Annotated in this window: 17 protein-coding genes; 11 read left to right on the forward strand and 6 right to left on the reverse strand. The window is 61.9% G+C overall.

Going from position 1 to position 21343, the window contains the following annotated elements:
* The first annotated feature begins 328 nt into the window (after positions 1-328).
* From ACF8K2_RS16615 to ACF8K2_RS16635, 5 genes are all read left to right on the forward strand, one after another.
* Complete coding sequence (locus ACF8K2_RS16615) at positions 329-1972, forward strand: acetolactate synthase large subunit (protein WP_186554616.1); 1644 nt, start codon at positions 329-331, stop codon at positions 1970-1972.
* A gap of 164 nt (positions 1973-2136) precedes the next feature.
* A complete protein-coding gene (locus ACF8K2_RS16620; protein WP_392466117.1) occupies positions 2137-2691 on the forward strand; it encodes a UPF0149 family protein in 555 nt (184 codons plus the stop codon).
* A gap of 154 nt (positions 2692-2845) precedes the next feature.
* Positions 2846-3475, forward strand: coding sequence for a glutathione S-transferase family protein (locus ACF8K2_RS16625; protein WP_186554618.1), 630 nt, complete (start codon positions 2846-2848; stop codon positions 3473-3475).
* 30 nt (positions 3476-3505) lie between these two features.
* Positions 3506-5533, forward strand: coding sequence for a pyridoxamine 5'-phosphate oxidase family protein (locus ACF8K2_RS16630; RefSeq protein ID WP_392466119.1), 2028 nt, complete (start codon positions 3506-3508; stop codon positions 5531-5533).
* 68 nt (positions 5534-5601) lie between these two features.
* Complete coding sequence (locus tag ACF8K2_RS16635) at positions 5602-6501, forward strand: LysR family transcriptional regulator (RefSeq protein ID WP_392466120.1); 900 nt, start codon at positions 5602-5604, stop codon at positions 6499-6501.
* Between the two features lie 47 nt (positions 6502-6548).
* Here ACF8K2_RS16635 and ACF8K2_RS16640 read toward each other — a convergent pair whose 3' ends face one another.
* Entirely contained in the window at positions 6549-8030 is a 1482-nt protein-coding gene (locus ACF8K2_RS16640) for a PLP-dependent aminotransferase family protein (protein ID WP_392466123.1), read from the reverse strand.
* Positions 8031-8126: 96 nt separating this feature from the next.
* Here ACF8K2_RS16640 and ACF8K2_RS16645 point away from each other — a divergent pair, with 96 nt between their 5' ends.
* Positions 8127-8600, forward strand: coding sequence for a GNAT family N-acetyltransferase (locus ACF8K2_RS16645; RefSeq protein ID WP_392466125.1), 474 nt, complete (start codon positions 8127-8129; stop codon positions 8598-8600).
* Between the two features lie 92 nt (positions 8601-8692).
* Here ACF8K2_RS16645 and ACF8K2_RS16650 read toward each other — a convergent pair whose 3' ends face one another.
* The 3 genes from ACF8K2_RS16650 to ACF8K2_RS16660 all read right to left on the reverse strand — a co-directional run bounded on the left by ACF8K2_RS16650 (position 8693) and on the right by ACF8K2_RS16660 (position 13624).
* Positions 8693-9943: a ribonucleotide-diphosphate reductase subunit beta gene (locus ACF8K2_RS16650; protein ID WP_186554621.1), complete on the reverse strand. Its 1251-nt coding sequence runs from the start codon at positions 9941-9943 to the stop codon at positions 8693-8695.
* 496 nt (positions 9944-10439) lie between these two features.
* Positions 10440-10571, reverse strand: coding sequence for a hypothetical protein (locus ACF8K2_RS16655; RefSeq protein WP_264082861.1), 132 nt, complete (start codon positions 10569-10571; stop codon positions 10440-10442).
* Between the two features lie 173 nt (positions 10572-10744).
* Positions 10745-13624 carry a ribonucleoside-diphosphate reductase subunit alpha gene (locus tag ACF8K2_RS16660; protein ID WP_392466128.1) on the reverse strand — a complete coding sequence of 960 codons (2880 nt, stop codon included), beginning with the start codon at positions 13622-13624 and terminating at the stop codon, positions 10745-10747.
* Between the two features lie 817 nt (positions 13625-14441).
* Between ACF8K2_RS16660 and ACF8K2_RS16665 the strand changes: the two genes are divergently transcribed.
* On the forward strand, positions 14442-15146 hold the full coding sequence (locus tag ACF8K2_RS16665; RefSeq protein WP_312154389.1) for a response regulator transcription factor: 705 nt from the start codon (positions 14442-14444) through the stop codon (positions 15144-15146).
* The gene (locus tag ACF8K2_RS16670) at positions 15143-16750 is read left to right on the forward strand and encodes an ATP-binding protein (protein WP_186554811.1); all 1608 of its coding nucleotides are present in this window, start codon (positions 15143-15145) and stop codon (positions 16748-16750) included. The genes ACF8K2_RS16665 and ACF8K2_RS16670 overlap by 4 nt, the downstream gene beginning before the upstream one ends.
* Positions 16751-16753: 3 nt before the next feature.
* Here the strand turns inward: ACF8K2_RS16670 and ACF8K2_RS16675 are convergent, their stop codons facing one another.
* Positions 16754-17455, reverse strand: coding sequence for a 4'-phosphopantetheinyl transferase (locus ACF8K2_RS16675; RefSeq protein ID WP_186554624.1), 702 nt, complete (start codon positions 17453-17455; stop codon positions 16754-16756).
* Between the two features lie 123 nt (positions 17456-17578).
* On the reverse strand, positions 17579-18370 hold the full coding sequence (locus ACF8K2_RS16680; protein ID WP_392466130.1) for a dienelactone hydrolase family protein: 792 nt from the start codon (positions 18368-18370) through the stop codon (positions 17579-17581).
* 145 nt (positions 18371-18515) lie between these two features.
* Between ACF8K2_RS16680 and ACF8K2_RS16685 the strand changes: the two genes are divergently transcribed.
* The 3 genes from ACF8K2_RS16685 to ACF8K2_RS16695 all read left to right on the forward strand — a co-directional run bounded on the left by ACF8K2_RS16685 (position 18516) and on the right by ACF8K2_RS16695 (position 21311).
* On the forward strand, positions 18516-19121 hold the full coding sequence (locus ACF8K2_RS16685) for an outer membrane protein (RefSeq protein WP_186554626.1): 606 nt from the start codon (positions 18516-18518) through the stop codon (positions 19119-19121).
* 169 nt (positions 19122-19290) lie between these two features.
* Positions 19291-19968 (forward strand): response regulator, encoded by a 678-nt coding sequence (locus tag ACF8K2_RS16690; RefSeq protein WP_186554627.1) that lies wholly within the window; start codon positions 19291-19293, stop codon positions 19966-19968.
* Positions 19965-21311 (forward strand): ATP-binding protein, encoded by a 1347-nt coding sequence (locus tag ACF8K2_RS16695; protein ID WP_186554628.1) that lies wholly within the window; start codon positions 19965-19967, stop codon positions 21309-21311. The genes ACF8K2_RS16690 and ACF8K2_RS16695 overlap by 4 nt, the downstream gene beginning before the upstream one ends.
* Positions 21312-21343 lie beyond the last annotated feature (32 nt).

Below are 21343 nucleotides of genomic sequence, written 5' to 3' on the forward strand. Positions count from 1 at the left end.
GCCATCCGCCTTCCACCAAATCAGCCTAATCGACACCAGACTCAGTTGAGACGAAGTGGGAGCGGGCTTGCCCCGCGATTGCAACTGCCCCCCGCTCAACCCCTCCCGCCTTTCCCCCTCAAACAAATGCATTTTGTCCGAACAAGCGCATCTCTCCTGCACGATAGGTGCGACAATATTGCAGTTCGATGACGTGACTTTCTCGCACATAGTCAGCGTCAAGACTTAGATTCGGGGGCACCTTCCGCCCGCGACAGACCGAAGTCAGTACACCGTGCTGACCGTCCTGGACGTCTCCACCGTCCTACTACTTGAGGTAACAAGCAAGATGGCTAAGGCCGCCGATGTCGTTGTGCAATGCCTGGAAAACGAAGGTGTCGAGTATGTGTTCGGCATTCCTGGTGAGGAGAACCTCGACCTGCTGGAGTCCCTGCGCAAGTCGAAGATCAAGCTGGTACTGACCCGCCACGAGCAGTCTGCAGGCTTCATGGCCGCCACCTATGGCCGCCTGACCGGCAAGACCGGCGTCAGCCTGTCGACCCTCGGCCCTGGCGCGACCAACCTGGTGACCGCCAGTGCATACGCCTACCTGGGCGGTATGCCGATGATGATGATTACCGGCCAGAAGCCGATCAAGAAGTCCAAACAGGGCCGCTTCCAGATCATCGACGTGTGCGGCATGATGGCCCCCATCACCAAGTACACCCACCAGTTCGCCTCGGCCGACAACATCCCCGCGCGCATGCGTGAAGCCTTCCGTCTGGCTGAAGAAGAAAAGCCGGGTGCCGTGCACCTGGAGCTGCCGGAAGACATCGCTGCCGAGCAGACTGATGCCATGCCGATCCCGCGCAGCCTGCACCGCCGTCCGCTGGCCGAGCATGTGGCCATCGAAGCCGCCATCGAGAAACTGCGCACCGCCCGCAGCCCGATCCTGGTGATCGGTGCCGGCGCCAACCGCAAGATGACTGCCAAGGTCCTCAAGCAACTGATCGACAAGACCGGCATTCCGTTCGTCACTACCCAGTTGGGCAAGGGTGTGGTTGACGAGCGCAGCCCACGCTTCCTGGGCAATGCTGCGCTGTCGTCCGGTGACTTCGTGCACCGCGCGATCGAGGCTGCCGATCTGATCATCAACATCGGCCACGACGTGATCGAAAAACCGCCGTTCTTCATGGTCCGTGGCGGCACTGAAGTCATTCACATCAGCTTCCGCTCCGCCGAGGTCGATGCCGTGTACTTCCCGCAGGTCGAAGTGATCGGTGACATCGCCAATGCCGTCTGGCAGATCGGCGAAGGCCTGGGCGATACCTCGCACTGGGACTTCACTCGCCTCATGGCGATTCGCGAAGCCAACGAAGTGCAGATCGCCGAAGGTGCCGATGACGATCGCTTCCCGGTCTACCCACAGCGCCTGGTCGCCGACATCCGCCGCGTGCTGCCATCGGAAGGCATCGTCGCTCTGGACAACGGCATCTACAAGATCTGGTTCGCCCGTAACTACAAGGCGCACAAGCCCAACACCGTGCTGCTCGACAACGCCCTGGCGACCATGGGCGCCGGCCTGCCATCGGCCATGGCGGCGCACTTGGTCTACCCAGATCGCCCAGTGATTTCGGTGTGCGGCGATGGCGGCTTCATGATGAACAGCCAGGAGCTGGAAACCGCAGTGCGTCTGGGCATGCACATCACCGTGGTGATCCTGCGTGACGACGGTTACGGCATGATTCGCTGGAAGCAGGCCAACATGGGCTTCACCGATTTCGGCCTGGACTATGGCAACCCGGACTTCGTCAAATACGCCGAAGCCTATGGTGCCAACGGCCACCGCGTGGAAAGCGCCGAAGGCTTCCTGCCGCTGCTCGAGCACTGCATCAAGACCCCAGGCGTGCACGTGATCGACTGCCCGGTCGACTACTCGGAGAACGACCGTATCCTCAACAGCGAGCTGCGTGAGCGCGCCCTGGCGGTCTAAACGCTGATGCTTCTATCGCGGGTCAAGCCCACTCCCACAGAGCCAATACAGGCCTTGTGGGAGCAGCTTGACCCGCGATGAGGCCAGCCCAGACAACACCTCTGTGCTTCACCTGATCATGTGCTAGGGTGCACCCAAACTCCTTACCCAGGACACCCAGACTCATGCTTCCCCGCCTCAATGACAAAGAACTCGCCCGCCTCGAAGACCTGCTGATCACCTACGGCAACGACTTCTCCGTGCTCAACCTGGCCGAGCTCAATGGTTTCTTTACCGCGCTTGCCAGCTCGCCAACCACCGTCACCCCGGAAAAATGGTTACCCGCCGTCAGCGGCGGCAAAGTGCCTAAGTTCAAACGTCCCGCTCATGAAGAGGCCTACACCGCACTGATGCTGCGTTACTGCAATGACGTAGCCGCCGAGCTGGCCGAGCAGTTGGAGCACTTCGAGCCGTTGTTCGAAGAGAGCGAGGGCGAGGAAGGGCCGGCGATCATTCTCGAAGAGTGGTGCTTTGGCTACATGCGTGGCACCCAGGTCGCCCAGTGGGACGCACTGCCACCGGAGCAGGATGCACTGCTCAAGGCGATCTCCTTGCATGGCCTGGAAGACAACTTCGAGTTGCTCGACTCGATGAGCTTCGATGAGCTGCAAGCTTGCGTGCCGCTGGTGATCGATGCCGCGCGTGGTTTGTATCGCTACCAGAAGCAGCAGCGCCACTGAGTTATTCGCGCAGCGCCATTCGCGCCTGGCCGTGAATGGCTCGCTAATGATTATTTCGCTTGGCGAAATTATGGATTGCCCCTTGCACTGATTCTGTTGCCAGCAGATTAGGTGCAGCATGTGTTCCACAGCCTAACCCGCCTGGAGCGCAATCATGTCGACCGCCATCAAACTGTACAATTTCCCCAAATCTGGCCATGCCCATCGCATCGAGCTGATGCTCTCGCTGCTCAACCTGCCCACCGAACTGGTGTTGGTTGATCTGGCCAAGGGCGCCCACAAGCAGCCCGAGTTCCTGGCCATTAACCCGTTCGGCCAAGTGCCGGTGATCGACGATAACGGCACGGTGATCGCCGATTCCAATGCCATCCTCGTGTATCTGGCCAAGACCTACGGCCAGGGCCGCTGGCTGCCCGAGCAAGCACACGCGGCCGCCCAAGTGCAACGCTGGCTGTCAGTGGCTGCCGGGCCGGTCGCCTATGGCCCTGCCGCTGCGCGGTTGGTGACTGTTTTCGGCGCGACGTTCAACACCGAGGAAGTCATCGCACGTGCCCACACGCTGCTGACAGTGATGGACCGTGAACTGGCCAAGTCGCCATTCCTGGTCGGGGATACGCCCACCATCGCCGATATCGCCAACTACTCCTACATCGCCCACGCGCCGGAGGGCAATGTGTCGCTGGAGCCCTACGCTAACGTCCGTGCCTGGTTGGCGCGCATCGAGGCGCTGCCTGGATTCGTAGCGATGCCACGCACCGCCGTGGGCCTGCAAAGCGCAGATTGATCGCCACCCAACGCTGCGAGGTATTCCACCATGCGCGCACACCATCGAACTTCGCCCTGGCACCCCGGCGAAAAAAGCCTGCAGGAAAAGGTCGGCGTCGCCGAGCGCATGGAGCAGTTCGGGCAAAAGGTCATTCGCGACTACATGCCCGATCAGCATCGCCAGTTCTACCATCAGTTGCCGTTCATGGTGGCCGGCACGGTAGATGCCCAGGGCAGGCCTTGGGCGACCCTGCTCGAAGGCCCAGAAGGCTTCGTCACCTCACCCGAACCCTGCCAGCTGGTGATATCCGCTACACCGGCGCCTGATGATCCTGCTGCATCAGGTATTGCGGCGGGCCAAGCGATTGGCTTGCTGGGCATCGAGCTGCACACAAGGCGACGCAATCGGATCAATGGCCAGATCAGCCTGGCCGTAGGCGGACAGCTGCTGGTTGAAGTGGAGCAATCGTTCGGCAACTGCCCGCAATACATCCAACTGCGTGAATACCGACGAGCCGATCAACCTGCATTGCCGCGTGAGGATTCAGCCACCTTGGACGCCCGGGCGACTGCGATGATCGAGTCGGCCGACACTTTTTTTGTCGCAAGCTACGTCGATCACGACGACGCTCAGCGTTCGGTGGATGTCTCGCACCGGGGAGGTCGCGCAGGCTTCATCAAGGTCGAGGGCAATCGCCTGACCATCCCCGATTATGCCGGCAACCTGCATTTCAACACCCTTGGCAATTTGCTGCTCAATCCACGGGCCGGGCTGTTATTCGTCGATTTTGCCAGTGGCAATGTGCTGCAGCTTTCAGGTCGCACCGAGCTAATTCTGGAGAGCCCGGCCATAGCCGCTTTCGAAGGTGCCGAGCGGCTGTGGACGCTTGAGGTCGAGCTGGTGGTGCTGCGCCCAGCTGGCGTGTCGCTGCGTTGGGGGTTCGAGGAGTATGCGCCGACCAGCCTGATGACCGGCACCTGGGCCGAGGCCGAGCAGCGCCTGAGACAGAGCAAGGCCCAACGAGAGTGGCAGGATTGGCGTGTGCTTCAGATAGCGCAAGAGAGCCGCGATATTCGCTCGTTCTATCTGCAACCACAGGATGGCTTGCCCGTACCATTCGCCGCAGGTCAGCACATACCTGTGCGTGTTCGCCTGGGCGAGGGTTCAGTGGTGCGTACCTACAGCCTGTCCAGTGCGCCCGCCGATGGCTATGTGCGTATCAGCGTCAGGGCGCAAGGCCCGGCATCGCGGCACTTGCATGAACAGGTTGCCGTGGGTGACCTGCTGCAGGTGCGCTTGCCGATGGGCAGTTTCAAGCTCGATAGCGATAGCCCGCGCCCGGTCGTGCTGATTGGTGCGGGCGTCGGGATAACCCCGCTCTGGGCAATGCTGCGCGAGCAGCTGGCGCGCAATCCCAGCAGACCTATCCATCTGTTCCAAGGCGCTCGAAGCCTGGCTGAGTTGCCATTCCAGCAGGAACTGGCTGCGCTGCGACAGGCCAACAGTGCGCTGAGCGTTCACCGAGCCCTGAGCCAGCCGGAAGCGCATGCGCAACAGGGACGGGATTACGAGCTCTCAGGGCGCCTGGGTATTGAGCAGATCAAGAACCGACTGGCCTTGGATGACTACGACTTCTATCTGTGTGGCCCACCTGGTTTCACCCAGGACATCTATGACGGACTACGCGCTGTAAACGTGCCGGATCATCGCCTGCATGCCGAGGCCTTCGGGCCTTCCACGCTCAAACGTCACGGCGATGCCGCGCAGCCGCCCCTGATGCAGCCGCCCGCAGCCAGTGTGCCAGTGCCGGTGTATTTCGCCGGTTCCGCCAAGGAGGCACGCTGGACACCTGACAGCGGCAGCTTGTTGGAACTGGCGGAGAATCGTGGTCTGTTACCGGACTTCAGTTGCCGGGGCGGTTCGTGTGGCAGCTGCAAGACCCGTTTGCTCAGTGGCCAGGTGCATTACCCGAATCCACCGGCAGAACTGCCGGAAAGCGGCTCAGTGTTGATCTGCTGCGCAGTTCCAGCCCAGCTAGAGGGGGACAGTGCTCAAACGTTGGTACTGGATCTATAGATCGCCGCACTTGTGCAAGCGGGTTGGCCCCGCGAATAATCGCCCCACGACAACCACGGGGGCGCGGCATGGATCAGATCCACCTGATGAAGGTGTTGGTGGCCGTCGGCGAGCTGGAGAGCTTTGCCGGCGCCGCCTGCCGTCTGGGCATCTCGCCCGCCGCGGTGACCCGCGCAATCAGCACGCTGGAGGAAACCCTCGGGGTCAAACTGCTGCTACGCACCACCCGCAGTGTGCGCCTGACTGAAGCGGGCAGCCGCTATCTGGAAGACACCCGCAACATTCTCGCCAGCATCGTCGAAGCCAACGAAGCAGCCGCCGGGGTCAATGCAGCGCCCAAGGGCAATCTCTCGGTGACCGCGCCGCTATTGTTCGGCAAGGCCTTCGTCATGCCTTGCATCGTCGACTACCTGCAGGCCTACCCGCAGGTTGATGTGTCGGCGTATTTTCTCGATCGGGTGGTCAACCTGGTGGAGGAGGGCATGGACGTTGCGGTGCGCATCGGCCCGCTGCCCGACTCGGGCCTCAAGGCCTTGTACGTCGGCCAGGTGCGCCGGTTGTTGTGCGCCTCGCCGGAGTACCTCGACCGCCACGGCGTGCCGCAGCATCCGAGTGAGCTGGTGCAGCATACCGTGATTGCTGCCAGCGGTGTGTCACCGCGACTGGATTGGAAGTTCGGGCCGGCCCATGAACCGATCCAGGTTCGGCTCAAGCCGCGCCTGACCGTTACCAGCAATGATGCGGCCATCGTGGCCGCCAGCGCTGGCCTGGGGATCGCCCGGCTGCTGTCCTATCAGGTGGCGGGCGATCTGGCTGCCGGTCGTTTGCAGGTGGTGCTCGAAGCGTACGAAGAGGCGCCTTGGCCGATTCATGTGCTGCACCGGGAAAGCAAGTACGGCTCGGCCAAGGTACGTGCCTTCATCGATAGGCTGGCGCAGCATTTGCGAGCGCATCGGTATCTGAATTGAGCAGCAGAAGGGGAATGTTTCAATCTCCCCCTTCAGCCTGGAGAGGTTTACTTGGCTAGACTGGCGACCACCTTCGCCAGCTTGTCCACTGCTGCACGCATCTCGCTAGGTGTCTGTGCCGCGAAGCCCATCAACAGCCCAGTATCATTGCGCGGCGTCGCATACAGGCTGCCGAGCCCCAATAGATCGATACCTGCCGCCCGTGCCGCCTTGACCACGGCATCCTCCGGCAGGTCGTGGACGAAGTGGCAGGGCATCTGCAGTCCACCGGCGGGGATCCTCGGGAGCATAAACGCTCCAAGATGTTTGTGCACAAGCTCTGCCAGCACGTCCCGTCGCTCGGCATAGAGGGCTCTCATGCGCCGCACATGAGCGCTGTAGTGGCCGCCCTCCATGAACCTGGCCAGCGTCAGTTGGGCCACGGATGCCGTATGCCCGTCCTGCAGCGTCCGTGCGTTGGTCATTGGCGCGACGAGGGAGGGCGGCAAGAGCAGATAGCCGATACGTAACCCGGCAAACAGCGACTTAGTGAAGGTGCCGATGTACAGCGTCCTCTGGTGTGGGTCCAGGCCCTGCACGCAGGCAGTTGGCCGGCCCTCGTAGTGAAACTCGCTGTCGTAGTCATCTTCGATGATCCAGGCACGCTGTTGCCTTGCCCATTCGATCGCTAACAGGCGCCTGTCCAGTGACAACGTTGCACCAGTTGGGTATTGATGGGAAGGCGTAAGAAAAACCGCTCTGGCATTAGCCGCCAACCGGCCCATGCGCTCCACCCGCATGCCGCTGTCATCCACGGGCACCGCAACGCATTCCAGGCCGGCGGCGGCTACGGCTTTGCGGGTGCCCTGATAGAGCGGATCTTCAACCAGCACCTGGTCACCTGCATCCATGAGTACTTGCGCGCACAGGCCAAGGGCCTGCTGTGAGCTGGTGAGGATCAGCACCCGATCGGCAGAAGCCTGCGCTCCCCGTTCGAGATTGAGGTAGTCAGCGATTGCACTGCGCAGCGCGGCCATGCCCTGTGGTGCACTGTGCGCCAATGCCTGAGTGCCATACTCCTTGTACACCTGACGCTCCAGTTTTTCCCAGATGGCCAGGGGAAAGTGTCGGGCCTCAGCCAGCCCAGGCGCGAATGCGCGTGGTGCTTGGAAATTATCCACGCCCCCGCTTTGCAGCATGGCGATCGCTCGGCGACTTAGTTGTGCGGGTTCAGCGCAAAGTGCCTGGTGTTGGCGTTGGCGCAGGAGTAGGTGCCGAGCGCGCTGCGACACAAAGCTGCCACTGCCCACGCGGCGTTCGATGAAGCCCTCTGCATGCAACTGACTGTAAGCTGCTTCAACGGTATCGCGCGACACGCCCAGGGATTGGGCCAATGACCGTGAAGCTGGCAATGGCTGGCTGATCGGCAGCGCGCCATTAACGATCAGTTGGCGAATCGCCCGTTGGATCCGCACGTGCAGCGAAAGCGCCCCGTGGGTCGGGTCAATCATCCAGGCTTTGACCGATTGCAGCTGAGCATGCTTGAACATTGGTCTGGATCACTTGCAAAAAGTGGCGGGGCAATTCAGGCCATTGTATCGCTATAAATGTCCCTGCTTTCCTCACTTAGACAGGGATTTTTCACCATGAGCGCTGCACACACTTTGGTTTCGGTTCGCCGATTGAAGCAAAGCGATTTTCCACAATGGAGCGGGTACTGGGAGCAGTATCAGGCGTTTTATCAAGTGGAGCTGGGAAAGGCCACTAGCGAGCTGACTTGGGCGCGCTTCTTCGACCCGGCAGAGCCCGTGCACTGCGCCGTGGCCACCGACGGCGAGCGGATTCTCGGGTTCGTCCATTTCGTTTTCCACCGCTCGACCTGGGGGCGTAACGACTTCTGCTATCTGGAAGATCTGTTCGTCTGCCCACGTGCGCGAGGGAACAGGGTCGGCAAGCAATTGATCGAGTTCGTTCAGAGCCAAGCGCAGGACAAAGGCTGTGATCGGCTCTACTGGCATACCCAGCAGGGCAACCAAACCGCCCAGCGGCTGTACGATTGGATTGCTGAAAAGCCTGGGGTGATCGAGTATCGAATGGCGCTGACGCCGCAGGGCAATTGACCCCAGTAATCAGATGAGCTGTGCTTGTTGGTTGACGTCCAGGCGCAAAAAAGGCTGCCAATTGGCAGCCTTCTCGATGTCAGCCCGGACCATCAGTCCCAGCTCAACGCCCCACCCGTCTGATACTCGATAACGCGTGTCTCAAAGAAGTTCTTCTCCTTCTTCAAGTCCATGATTTCGCTCATCCACGGGAACGGGTTGGTGGTCCCTGGGTATTCTTCCTTCAGACCAATCTGGGTCAGGCGACGGTTAGCGATGAACTTGAGGTAGTCCTCCATCATCGCGGCGTTCATGCCCAGTACGCCGCGTGGCATGGTGTCACGGGCGTATTCGATCTCCAGCTGGGTCCCTTGCAGGATCATCTGGGTGGCTTCTTCCTTCATCGAGGCATCCCACAGGTGCGGGTTCTCGATCTTGATCTGGTTGATCACGTCGATGCCGAAGTTCAGGTGCATCGACTCGTCACGCAGGATGTACTGGAACTGCTCGGCAACGCCGGTCATCTTGTTGCGGCGACCCATCGACAGGATCTGGGTGAAGCCGCAGTAGAAGAAGATGCCTTCCAGTACGCAGTAGTAGGCGATCAGGTTGCGCAGCAGTTCTTTGTCGGTCTCTGGGGTGCCGGTGTTGAACTCCGGATCCGAGATCGCGCGGGTGTACTTCAGGCCCCAGGCGGCCTTTTTCGCCACCGATGGGATCTCGTGGTACATGTTGAAGATCTCGCCTTCATCCATGCCCAGCGACTCGATGCAGTACTGGTAGGCGTGGGTGTGGATCGCCTCTTCGAAGGCCTGGCGCAGGATGTACTGGCGGCACTCTGGGTTGGTGATCAGGCGGTACACGGCCAGCGCCAGGTTGTTGGCAACCAGCGAGTCAGCGGTGGAGAAGAAGCCCAGGTTACGCATGACGATGCGGCGCTCGTCTTCGGTCAGGCCGTCCTGGCTCTTCCACAGGGCGATGTCGGCGGTCATGTTGACCTCTTGCGGCATCCAGTGGTTGGCGCAGCCGTCGAGGTACTTCTGCCAGGCCCAGTCGTACTTGAACGGTACCAGCTGGTTGAGGTCGGCGCGGCAGTTGATCATGCGCTTCTCGTCAACCGCAACGCGGGCCGAGGAGCCTTCCAGTTCAGCCAGGCCTTCGGCGATGTCCAGGTCGTTCAGGGCAGCCTTGGCGCGCTTGACCGCCTCGGAGTCAGAAGCGGTAGCGGCACGCGCTTCCAGGGCGGCGGCGCCACCGGCGCTGTCGAGCTTGTCGAGGGTAGCGGCGGCGTTGGCCTGCGCGGGGGTGCTGCCTTTGGCGGCGACTTCGCCGTCTTCTTTATCGAATTCGTCCCAGCTCAGCATGGTCCTGGCTCCTGCTAGAGGGTTGCGCGGGGCAACCGGTTGGATTTGAGGTGATGCCTGTACTACGCAAGGCCCATAAGGCAATACGGCGGGCAGTGAGAGCTCGCTCTCGTCACATTTGAAATTGTCGGGTCAGCGCTTGGCCTGTCCTCGAACGAGGGGCCAGGACGCCTGAAAACAGTGTGGCAACGACAAAACATGCGGTCTGGCCAAGCGGGGCTTGTGTCACGCAGTCGATCATTGGCTCAACCCTTTTTTGGGGGGCGAAGTATAACGGAATTCGCAGGCGATCGGAGCGACGCTGGGCCGGTCTGCGGTAATTTTTCGACCGGTACAGGGCGATTCCGTTCACGAATAACGCGTCGTTTCACGGGGAAGGAGTGTAGCCGAAAAATCGCTAGATGTGGTGGTTGGTTATTTGATTTGGCACAAAATATTGTGTTTTAAGCGAGGAGAGAGGAGGGGCGGGAGGCTATGCGCCTCCCGCGATCGGGGGCTAGCCGCACTTCTTGCGAAGCGTTTCGACGATGTGGGTCTTAGGGTTGTCGCGCGCTTCTTCGACCGTGGTGAAGCGGCCGGTTGCAGCATTGCGGCCAATCCTGCGAGTGATGGTTTTTTTCCGAGCCATGCTTGCCTTCCTCATTGGATGTGGGGGCCGATGCCGCCTGTGCGGTGTCGACACTCTTTTTTATCCATTGACGAAGGTTGGCAGGCAGCGGGTGATGATTCCCTGTCAGGCCCCAGTACAGACAAAAATGCCGCAAGCGGCGCTCCTCAGAGCGCCCCTTGCGGCATCAGGCCTTACTGGCAGGCTTCGCAGTCAGGCTCGTCGATCGCGCAGGCCTTCGGCACAGGTGCTGGACCTGCGGCCTGGACCGGGGCGCTGTCGCCACCGCTGGAAACGGCGTTGAGCTTGCCGGTGTTGATGGTCGACTTCTCGGTGCTGGTCGCGGCCAGGGCACGGAGGTAGTAGGTGGTCTTCAGACCACGGTACCAGGCCATGCGGTAGGTCACGTCCAGCTTCTTGCCCGAAGCGCCAGCGATGTACAGGTTCAGCGATTGAGCCTGGTCGATCCACTTCTGGCGACGCGAGGCGGCATCGACGATCCACTTGGTCTCGACTTCGAACGCGGTGGCGTAGAGGTCTTTGAGCTCTTGTGGGATGCGCTCGATCTGCTGGACCGAACCATCGTAGTACTTCAGGTCGTTGATCATCACCGAGTCCCACAGGCCGCGAGCCTTGAGGTCGCGAACCAGGTACGGGTTGATCACGGTGAATTCGCCCGACAGGTTCGATTTCACGTACAGGTTCTGGTAGGTCGGCTCGATCGACTGCGAAACGCCGGTGATGTTGGCGATGGTCGCAGTTGGCGCGATGGCCATGATGTTCGAGTTACGAATACCTTTTTGTACGCGGGCACGTACCGGAGCCCAGTCCAGGGTCTCGTTGAGGTCGACGTCGATGTACTTCTGGCCACGGGCCTCGATCAGGATCTGTTGCGAGTCCAGCGGCAGGATGCCTTTGGACCACAGCGAACCCTGGAAGGTCTCGTAGGCGCCGCGCTCGTCGGCCAGGTCGCAAGAGGCCTGGATGGCGAAGTAGCTGACCGCTTCCATCGACTTGTCGGCGAACTCGACGGCGGCGTCGGAGCCGTAAGGGATGTGCTGCAGGTACAGTGCGTCCTGGAAGCCCATGATGCCCAGGCCGACCGGACGGTGCTTGAAGTTCGAGTTACGCGCTTGCGGCACCGAGTAGTAGTTGATGTCGATCACGTTGTCGAGCATGCGCACGGCGGTGTTGACGGTGCGCTGCAGCTTGGCGGTGTCCAGCTTGCCATCAACGATGTGGTTCGGCAGGTTGATCGAGCCCAGGTTGCAGACCGCGATCTCGTCCTTGTTGGTGTTCAGGGTGATCTCGGTGCACAGGTTCGAGCTGTGCACGACGCCCACGTGTTGCTGCGGCGAACGCAGGTTGCACGGGTCCTTGAAGGTCAGCCATGGGTGGCCGGTCTCGAACAGCATCGAGAGCATCTTGCGCCACAGGTCTTTGGCCTGGATGGTCTTGAACACCTTGATCTTGTTGTACTCGGTCAGGGCTTCGTAGTACTCGTAGCGCTCTTCGAAGGCCTTGCCGGTCAGGTCGTGCAGATCAGGTACTTCGTTCGGCGAGAACAGAGTCCACTTGCCGTCATCGAAGACACGCTTCATGAACAGGTCAGGGATCCAGTTGGCGGTGTTCATGTCGTGGGTACGACGACGGTCATCACCGGTGTTCTTGCGCAGTTCGATGAATTCTTCGATGTCCAGGTGCCAGGTTTCCAGGTAGGCACACACAGCGCCTTTGCGCTTGCCACCCTGGTTCACGGCGACGGCGGTGTCGTTGACCACTTTCAGGAACGGCACGACGCCCTGGGATTTACCGTTGGTGCCCTTGATGTAGGAGCCCAGTGCACGCACAGGGGTCCAGTCGTTGCCCAGGCCACCGGCGAATTTCGACAGCATGGCGTTGTCGTGGATCGCGTGGTAGATGCCCGACAGGTCGTCCGGCACGGTGGTCAGGTAGCAGCTCGACAGCTGTGGACGCAGGGTACCGGCGTTGAACAGGGTCGGGGTCGAAGCCATGTAGTCGAACGACGACAACAGGTTGTAGAACTCGATCGCGCGGGCTTCTTTGTCTTTCTCTTCCAGCGCCAGGCCCATGGCCACACGCATGAAGAACACCTGCGGCAGCTCGAAGCGCACGCCATCCTTGTGGATGAAGTAGCGGTCATACAGGGTCTGCAGGCCCAGGTAGGTGAACTGCTGGTCGCGCTCGTGGTTGATCGCCTTGCCCAGACGCTCCAGGTCGAAGTCGGCCAGGGCAGGGTTGAGCAGCTCGAACTCGATACCTTTGGCCACGTAGGCCGGCAGGGCCTTGGCGTACAGCTCGGCCATCTCGTGGTGAGTGGCGCTGTCGGCGACGCTGAGGAAGCCCAGGCCTTCGGCGCGCAGGGTGTCCATCAGCAGGCGAGCGGTGACGAACGAGTAGTTTGGCTCACGCTCGACCAGGGTACGGGCGGTCATCACCAGGGCGGTGTTGACGTCCTTGATGGCGACGCCGTCGTACAGGTTCTTCAGGGTTTCGCGCTGGATCAGCTCGCCATCGACTTCGGCCAGGCCTTCGCAGGCTTCGCTGATGATGGTGTTCAGGCGGGCCATGTCGAGCGGTGCCAGGCTACCGTCGGCGAGGGTGATGCGGATGCTTGGGTGCGGTTCTACCACCGAGTCGGCGTTGCTGCGGGTAGCACGCTCTTTGGCGCGCTGGTCGCGGTAGATCACGTAGTCGCGGGCAACTTTCTGCTCGCCGGCACGCATCAGGGCCAGTTCGACCTGGTCCTGGATTTCTTCGATGTGGATGGTGCCGCCCGATGGCATGCGACGCTTGAAGGTGGCGGTGACCTGCTCGGTCAGGCGCGCAACGGTGTCGTGGATGCGCGACGAGGCGGCGGCAGTGCCGCCCTCAACTGCGAGGAACGCCTTGGTGATGGCCACGGTGATCTTGTCGTCGGTGTACGCGACGACAGTGCCATTGCGCTTGATCACGCGCAGTTGGCCAGGTGCGGTGGCAGCCAGATCCTGGTTCGAATCTGCGCCCTGCGGCACCTGGGCCTGCGGGTTCTCGCGAGTTGTGTCGGTTTGCATCGGTGGGTGTCTCCACAGTTTCTATATGTTCAGGCGCCTTTTGAGCGCCCACCGTTCCATCCACTAGCCTGGTGGCCCCGCGGGGATGCACACGCACGTGCATCCGCCCGCTCGGGCTTACCGACTTCGGGACAGACTCAGGAATAAGGGGCAATAGCTTGCCGCTCCCTGGCCGAAGTCAAAGGTTCTGGGCCGTGGCCCAAAAACTGTTGCTGTCGAGTGTCACCAGGCGATGCCTGCAACACCCATACCCGAACAAGACCGCTTGGACGGGCTTGCCTCGGTCGCCTCCGCAGGAGCGGTTTGGCTGCGCAAATCACACTAAGTTCAGGCCGAAAAATCGCTTGAGTTTGCGTGCCGACTTGTGTTTGTGATTTCAAGCGAAACCCAATATGTAGTGGTTCGCTGCAATGGGGATACAAGATAATGCGGTCGCGGGGGCTTTGCAAGGTGAGCGCCTGTGGATAACTTGTGCGTAGTTTGTGTGTGATTCGTGGGTATTGGCTGTAGGCCTTGTCCCATGAGGTTTTCACTTTTTTTCTACGCGTTGATGCCCCGGCAGAGTTTTTTTAGGGCGCGCACCCTATCACAAAAAACGGTTCAGTCCAGGGCGTGTTGGCGCGGGCTTGGATGAGATTTGGAAGTCCGTGGTGCGCGACGTAGTATCCGTCGGTGATATTGCCTTTTGGTGAACGGCAGGGACACTGTAGTGGCTCGCGCGCAAACGTATCTCAGCGTGGGAGCGGGCTTGCCCCGCGATGAGGCCCGCCCAGGCAACACCCTACAGCAGATAACTAGAACAACACAGAGGAAGGCCATGGACCAGCCCTGCAACCGCATCCTGATTGTCGAGGACGACCAGCGCCTCGCTGAGCTCACCGCCGAATACCTGCAGGCCAACGGTTTCGAGGTGGCAGTGGAAGGCGATGGCGCGCGCGCAGTGCGGCGCATTCTCGACAGCCAGCCGGACCTGGTGATCCTCGACCTGATGCTGCCCGGCGAAGATGGCCTGAGCATCTGCCGCCGGGTGCGCGGCCAATACCCCGGGCCGATTCTCATGCTCACCGCCCGTAGCGACGAGCTCGATCAGGTCCAAGGCCTGGACCTGGGGGCCGACGACTATGTGTGCAAACCGGTGCGCCCCCGCTTGTTGCTGGCGCGTATCAATGCCCTGTTGCGCCGCAGCGACAGCCTGGATGGCAAGCGCCAGGAGTTGCAATTCGGTGCCCTGCGGATCGACAGCAGCCTGCGCGAGGCCTGGCTCAACGAACAACCGATCGACCTGACCGGCGCCGAATTCGACTTGCTCTGGCTGCTGGCCAGCCACGCAGGGCGGGTGCTCTCGCGCGAACAGATCTTCACCTCCCTGCGCGGCGTCGGCTACGACGGCCAGGACCGCTCCATCGATGTGCGTATTTCCAAGATTCGCCCCAAGATCGGCGATGATCCGATTCACCCGCGGCTGATCAAGACCCTGCGCAGCAAGGGCTATCTATTCGTCGCCGAGGCGGCCCAGGCCTGATGAACTCGATCTTCCTGCGTATCTATGGCGGCATGCTCGCCGTCCTGGTGCTGGTCGCGGTGCTTGGCGTGCTCAGCCTGCACCTGGTCAATCAGGTGCGCGCCGAACAGCACCGCGAGCGCCTGGCCCAGGGCACTTTCAGTTTGATGGCCGACAACCTGGCGCTGCAGAACGACGTCGAGCGCAAGCGTTCGCTGGTGATCTGGGAGCGGCTGCTCGGTGTGCCGCTGGACCTGCAACCGATGAGCGCGTTGACCCTCGACGGCGGCCAGCGAGCGCGTCTTTACCGTGACCTGGTGGTGGTGGAGAAGACTGGCCCGCATGCGGCGCGAGTATTGCGTCGGGTCGGCCGCGAAGACGTGTTGCTCGAAGCCCAGGTCCAGCAGGTCAGCGAGCAATTGGCGCGAGCCACGCTGTACCTGTTGGCCGATGAACTGGTGCGTTATCCGGTCACCGAGCAACAGCGACGCCTGGCCGAGCTGCGCCAGAGCAAGGGCTTTGGTTTTGACGTCGCCCTGCAGCGCTTGGAGCGCGTGGGCCTGGACGACGACCAGCGGCGGCGGGTGGAGGAGGGCGACACGGTGATGGCGTTGGGTAAGGATGGCGACTCGATTCGGGTGTTTGCTGGCCTGCCTGGCTCGCCCTGGGTGCTGGAGATCGGCCCGCTGTATCAGCTCAACCTCTATCCACCGCAGTTGTTGATCCTTATCGCCTTCCTTGGCCTGTGCCTGATCGGCTTGGTCGTGTACCTGCTGGTGCGCCAGTTGGAACGGCGGGTTTCGGGCCTGGAGAATGCCGCCACGCGTATTGCCCAGGGCAGTCTGGATACCCGCGTGCCAGCGGGCGATGCGGACTCGGTCGGGCGTCTGGCGGCAGCGTTCAATGGCATGGCCGAGCACCTGCAGCGTTCGCTGAGCATGCAGCGGGAGTTGGTGCGTGCCGTTTCGCATGAGCTGCGCACACCGGTGGCGCGCCTGCGTTTTGGCCTGGAGATGATCGAAACCGCCAACAGTGAACAAGCCCGGGCCAAGCATCTGGCGGGCATGGACAGCGACATTCAAGACCTCGACAAGCTGGTCGACGAGATGTTGACCTACGCTCGCCTGGAACAGGGCGCACCGGCACTGAAATTCCAGGCCGTCGACCTCGACGCCTTGCTCGACCGGGTGATCGCCGAGTTGGCGCCCCTGCGCGCCGAGGTACGCGTTAGCCGTGGCGTATGCCAGGGACTGGAAGGGGCGGGCGCCTGGGTCGAGGCGGAACCGCGCTATCTGCACCGCGCCTTGCAGAACCTGGTCGGCAACGCCATGCGCCATGCCGAGTCCGAGGTGCGCCTGAGCTATCAGATTGGCCAGCAGCGTTGCCGGATCGATGTCGAAGACGACGGCCCAGGCATTCCCGAAGGCGTCTGGGACCGCATTTTTACCCCCTTCACCCGCCTGGACGACAGCCGCACGCGTGCCTCGGGCGGCCACGGCCTGGGGCTGTCGATCGTGCGACGAATCATTTACTGGCACGGCGGGCGGGCCATGGTCGGGCGTAGCGAAGGCTTGGGCGGTGCGTGTTTCAGCCTCAGTTGGCCACGGGCACAGGCGCCGTCCTGAGGGCTAGACGCTGATCAAACTCAGCAGGTGGCCGTCCTTGATGCAGAACTGCCCGTCGATCTCGAGCCCCTGCTGCCATGCTGGCGACAAGTCAGTGAGCAGGCGAAGCCGGGCCAGGCCGTCGGCGGACCATTCGAGCACTTCGGCGTGTTCGAAGTAGAAGCGTTGTTTAGTGAGTGGGTAGAGGGTCTTGAACAGGCTCTCTTTGAGCGAGAAGGTCAACGTCACAGTCAGGCCAAACTGGCTGCGGTCCAAACGTTCGAGCTCGGCAGGCGTCAGGATCTCCTGGGCCAGGCGCTCGGCACGCTCATCGTCCAGCAGGCTTTCCTGATCCAGACCCAGGCCCTTGCAGCGGCCATCGGCGGCCACGACCGCAGCGGCCCACCCCTTGCCGTGGGTGATCGAGCCATGAATGCCGGTTGGCCAGATCGGAGAGCGGTCTTCATGGCTGCCGGGTACATAGTCGCGACCGTCCAGTTGCTGCAACGCGGCCCGAGCGCAGACGCGGCCCGCCAGGTATTCAGCCCGACGCTTGGCCACCGAACGCTGCAAGCTGGCGCTCTGTTCGATGCCTGCGCGCTGAAAGTCATCGGCGGCAAGCTTGGCGGGGTCGAAGGCACAGCTGACCAGCTGCGCACCGGGGACCGGATGGGGCAGGGGCCAGTGGTGCTGGAGTGGGGCGCAGCAGGCGGGGAGTCTGTTCATGGCCGATATTGTGCCAGCCGATGAGTCATGTGTCAGGGGCCGCTATGCCGCCGTTGGCAGGCTCAATGCACCCTGTAGGAACTGGCTTGCCTGCGATGGGCCGCCAAGCGGCCCCGGCGATAGTCAATCAAACGCAGTCTTGAAGAACGCCTGCATATCCGCCCAAGAGCTCTCGTCCGCCGCCTTGTCATAGCCGATGTCCGGCCCGCCATGCCCGCCATGGCTCAAGCGGTCAGCATCCGGATTGGTAAAGCCATGCTTGGCCCCGGCAATGCCGACGAACTTCATATCAGCCCCGGCCGCCGCCATCTCTTGTTTGAACGCCGCGACCTGCTCGGGTGTGATCATGCTGTCAGCGTCACCGTGCTCCACCAGGATCTTCGCCCTGATAACCCCAGGCTTGGCGGGTTCCTGCGTCACCAGCGCGCCATGGAAGCTCACCACGCCATCAAGCTTTACCCCACGGCGGGCGGCATCGAGCACCACTTTGCCACCGAAGCAGTAACCCACCGCGCCCAGTTGATGCTTATTAATGTTGGGCTGGATCTTCAAGAGCTCAAGACCTGCATCGAAGCGTGCGGCAGCTGCCTTGGGATCCTTCAGGGCGGCGGCCATGAACGCCTTGGCGTCAGCCGGGTGTTCGGTGTTCTTGCCATCGCCGTACATATCGATCGCCAACGCGTTGTAGCCCAGCCCAGCAAGGTCGCGGGCACGGCGCTTGGCGTAGTCGTTCAGCCCCCACCATTCATGCACCACGACGATGCCGGGGCGCTTGCCCTCGATGGCGTCATCGTAGGCGTAGTAACCCACCAGACGGTTGCCGTCGGCGTCCTGGTAAGCGATCTCGCGGGTTTGCACGGCCGCTTGGGTAACAGCGGCGCTGCACATCAGGATCAGGGCAAGCAGAAAACGCATGGTCGTAGCTCCTTTGGACATGGCGTTTCGACAATCGGTGCGACTCGTTCAGCGAAGGTTCAGCCTGGGTTCAGCAGCGGTTCAGGGCGTCCTGCTTACTCTAGCTTCCAGACAGAAACAGCGCATCCAACTGGAGTACGAAGCTATGAAAACACTCAATACCCTGATCGCTGCCATGGCCGTTTGCGCCGCAGGCTTCACCGTCAGCGCCCAGGCCGACGACACCTTCGCCAGCCTCACCTACGGCCAGACCAGCGACAAGATCCGCAAGTCCGGCCTGCTCGACCGCAACACCGACCATCTCAACGCCGATGGCATCATCAGCAAGGACGGCACCTGGGGCGTGCGGGTCGGTAAGATCAACGACCAAGGTCGCTACTACCTGACCTACGACAATGTGTCCAACGACCATAGCGGCCTCAAGCTGCGCCAAGAAAACCTGCTCGGCAGCTACGACCTGTTCCTGCCCGTGACTGATACCACCAAACTGTTCGGCGGCGGTAGCCTGGGCATGACCAAGCTGTCCCAGGAGTCCTCCGGCTACGGTCGCGATACCGACTATGGCTACGCTGTCGGCCTGCAGGCCGGTGTGATCCAGGACATCACCGACAACGCCTCGGTCGAGCTGGGCTACCGTTACCTGCGCAGCAACGCCAGCACCGAGCTGGTCGAACATGGCGGTCCAAAGGTCGGCACCCTGCGCCTGACCAGCAGCGCCCAGACCTACCTGTCGGCCAACTACAAGTTCTGAGGTGATGGCTAAGCCGGACCGGCCCGCTGAAGGGGCCGGTTCGCTGTTATGCTTTTCGTCAGTTCAGGCTTCATCGCGGGGCAAGCCCGCTCAGGTATCGACGCACACCGTTGCGCTAGGAGCGGGCTCGTCCCGCGATGAGGCCAGTAAATAGAGGAAGGAGAGCTGCATGAAACTGCTGGTGGTCGAGGACGAGGCGCTGCTGCGTCACCACCTGTTCACGCGCCTGAGCGAAACGGGCCATGTGGTCCAGGCGGTCGCCAACGCCGAGGAAGCCCTGTATCAGGTCGAGGAGTACCACTTCGACTTGGCAGTGGTCGACCTGGGCTTGCCCGGCATGAGTGGGCTGGACCTGATCCGCCAGTTGCGCAACCAGGGCAAGAGCTTCCCGATCCTCATCCTTACCGCGCGCGGCAACTGGCAGGACAAAGTCGAGGGGCTGGCCGCCGGGGCCGACGACTACGTGGTCAAGCCCTTCCAGTTCGAAGAGCTGGAGGCCCGCCTCAATGCCCTGCTGCGCCGCTCCAGTGGTTTCACCCAGTCGACCATTGCCGCCGGCCCGCTGGTGCTCGACCTCAACCGCAAGCAGGCGACCCTGGACGAGCAGCCGCTGGCGCTGACCGCCTACGAATACCGCATCCTGGAATACCTCATGCGTCATCACCAGCAGGTGGTCGCCAAGGATCGCTTGATGGAGCAGCTCTATCCCGATGACGAGGAGCGTGATCCGAATGTCATCGAAGTGCTGGTTGGCCGTCTGCGCCGCAAGCTCGAAGGTGAGCATGGCTTCAAGCCGATCGACACCGTGCGCGGCCTGGGTTACCTGTTCACCGAGCGCTGCCGATGATTCGCTCGCTGCGCGTGCGCCTGATGCTGGCGGCGGCGCTGCTTGCCTTGCTGTTTATGTTGGCGCTGCTGCCGGCCCTGCAAAAAGCCTTCAGCATGGCGCTGCAAGAGTCGATCGAGCAGCGCCTGGCCTCCGACGTCACCACGCTGATTTCCGCAGCGCGCATCGAGCATGGCCAATTGCAGATGCCCGAGCTGCTGCCGGATGAGCGCTACAACCTCCCTTATACCGGCCTGATGGGCTACATCTTCGATCGCCAGGGCAATCAAGTTTGGCGCTCGCGGGCCACCACCGACCGCAATATCAATTATCACCCCCGCTACGATGGGCGCGGCAACGAGTTCGCGCGGATCCGCCAGGACGACGGTGAGGAGTTCTTCGTCTATGACGTCGAGGTCAAGCTGCTCGGCGGCAAGAACGCCGCCTACAGTATCGTCGCCCTGCAGCCGGTGCGTGAGTACCAAGACACCATCAATGGCCTGCGTGAGAAACTCTATCTGGGCTTTGGCGCAGCCTTGCTGGCGCTGATGGTGCTGCTCTGGGCCGGCCTGACCTGGGGGCTGCGCTCGTTGCGCAGGCTCAGCCTTGAGCTCGACGAAGTGGAAACCGGCGCCCGCGACGGCCTGAGTCGCGAGCACCCACGTGAGCTGCTGCGCCTGACGGGCTCGCTCAACCGCCTGCTGCACAGCGAGCGCGAGCAGCGCCAGCGCTACCGCGATTCGCTCGATGACCTGGCGCACAGCCTGAAAACGCCGCTGGCAGTGCTGCAAGGGGTAGGCGAAAGCATGGGCCAGGGCAGTGGCGAGCGTGAGCAGGCGCGGGTGCTGCAGAGCCAGATCGAGCGCATGAGCCAGCAGATCGACTATCAATTGCAGCGCGCCAGCTTGCGCAAGAGCGGCCTGGTGCGCCACCGGGTGCAGCTCAAACCGCTGCTCGACAGCCTGTGCAGCACATTGGCCAAGGTCTATCGCGACAAGCGCGTGGCCATCGACGTGGATGTCCCAGAGCACGCCCAAGTGCCGATGGAACAGGGCGCTTTGCTCGAGTTGCTTGGCAACCTGTTGGAGAATGCCTATCGGCTATGCCTGGGGCAGGTGCGGGTGAGCCTGCAGGAAACGCCCGGCCACCTGGTGTTGTGCGTCGAGGATGATGGGCCAGGGGTGCCGGCGGATCAGCGCGAGCGGATTCTGCAGCGCGGTGAGCGGTTGGATCGCCAGCATCCGGGGCAGGGCATCGGCCTGGCGGTGGTCAAGGACATCATCGACAGCTATGACGCGCACCTAAGCCTGGATGATTCGCCACTGGGCGGCGCGGCGTTCCGGATCATCTTCAACCTCGATTAAGTGCTTCGTCAGTACCGACCTCATCGCGGGGC

It is taken from the genome of Pseudomonas sp. xss_2, assembly GCF_043104195.1.
GTDB classification, from domain to species: domain Bacteria; phylum Pseudomonadota; class Gammaproteobacteria; order Pseudomonadales; family Pseudomonadaceae; genus Aquipseudomonas; species Aquipseudomonas urmiensis.

What these genes read in the sequence shown, in the direction of transcription:
- ACF8K2_RS16615 (WP_186554616.1), top strand. Translation starts at nt 329, where the DNA reads ATGGCTAAGGCCGCCGATGTCGTTGTGCAATGCCTGGAAAACGAAGGT.
- ACF8K2_RS16620 (WP_392466117.1), top strand. Translation starts at nt 2,137, where the DNA reads ATGCTTCCCCGCCTCAATGACAAAGAACTCGCCCGCCTCGAAGACCTG.
- ACF8K2_RS16625 (WP_186554618.1), top strand. Translation starts at nt 2,846, where the DNA reads ATGTCGACCGCCATCAAACTGTACAATTTCCCCAAATCTGGCCATGCC.
- ACF8K2_RS16630 (WP_392466119.1), top strand. Translation starts at nt 3,506, where the DNA reads ATGCGCGCACACCATCGAACTTCGCCCTGGCACCCCGGCGAAAAAAGC.
- ACF8K2_RS16635 (WP_392466120.1), top strand. Translation starts at nt 5,602, where the DNA reads ATGGATCAGATCCACCTGATGAAGGTGTTGGTGGCCGTCGGCGAGCTG.
- ACF8K2_RS16640 (WP_392466123.1), bottom strand. Translation starts at nt 8,030, where the DNA reads ATGTTCAAGCATGCTCAGCTGCAATCGGTCAAAGCCTGGATGATTGAC.
- ACF8K2_RS16645 (WP_392466125.1), top strand. Translation starts at nt 8,127, where the DNA reads ATGAGCGCTGCACACACTTTGGTTTCGGTTCGCCGATTGAAGCAAAGC.
- ACF8K2_RS16650 (WP_186554621.1), bottom strand. Translation starts at nt 9,943, where the DNA reads ATGCTGAGCTGGGACGAATTCGATAAAGAAGACGGCGAAGTCGCCGCC.
- ACF8K2_RS16655 (WP_264082861.1), bottom strand. Translation starts at nt 10,571, where the DNA reads ATGGCTCGGAAAAAAACCATCACTCGCAGGATTGGCCGCAATGCTGCA.
- ACF8K2_RS16660 (WP_392466128.1), bottom strand. Translation starts at nt 13,624, where the DNA reads ATGCAAACCGACACAACTCGCGAGAACCCGCAGGCCCAGGTGCCGCAG.
- ACF8K2_RS16665 (WP_312154389.1), top strand. Translation starts at nt 14,442, where the DNA reads ATGGACCAGCCCTGCAACCGCATCCTGATTGTCGAGGACGACCAGCGC.
- ACF8K2_RS16675 (WP_186554624.1), bottom strand. Translation starts at nt 17,455, where the DNA reads ATGAACAGACTCCCCGCCTGCTGCGCCCCACTCCAGCACCACTGGCCC.
- ACF8K2_RS16680 (WP_392466130.1), bottom strand. Translation starts at nt 18,370, where the DNA reads ATGCGTTTTCTGCTTGCCCTGATCCTGATGTGCAGCGCCGCTGTTACC.
- ACF8K2_RS16685 (WP_186554626.1), top strand. Translation starts at nt 18,516, where the DNA reads ATGAAAACACTCAATACCCTGATCGCTGCCATGGCCGTTTGCGCCGCA.
- ACF8K2_RS16690 (WP_186554627.1), top strand. Translation starts at nt 19,291, where the DNA reads ATGAAACTGCTGGTGGTCGAGGACGAGGCGCTGCTGCGTCACCACCTG.
- ACF8K2_RS16695 (WP_186554628.1), top strand. Translation starts at nt 19,965, where the DNA reads ATGATTCGCTCGCTGCGCGTGCGCCTGATGCTGGCGGCGGCGCTGCTT.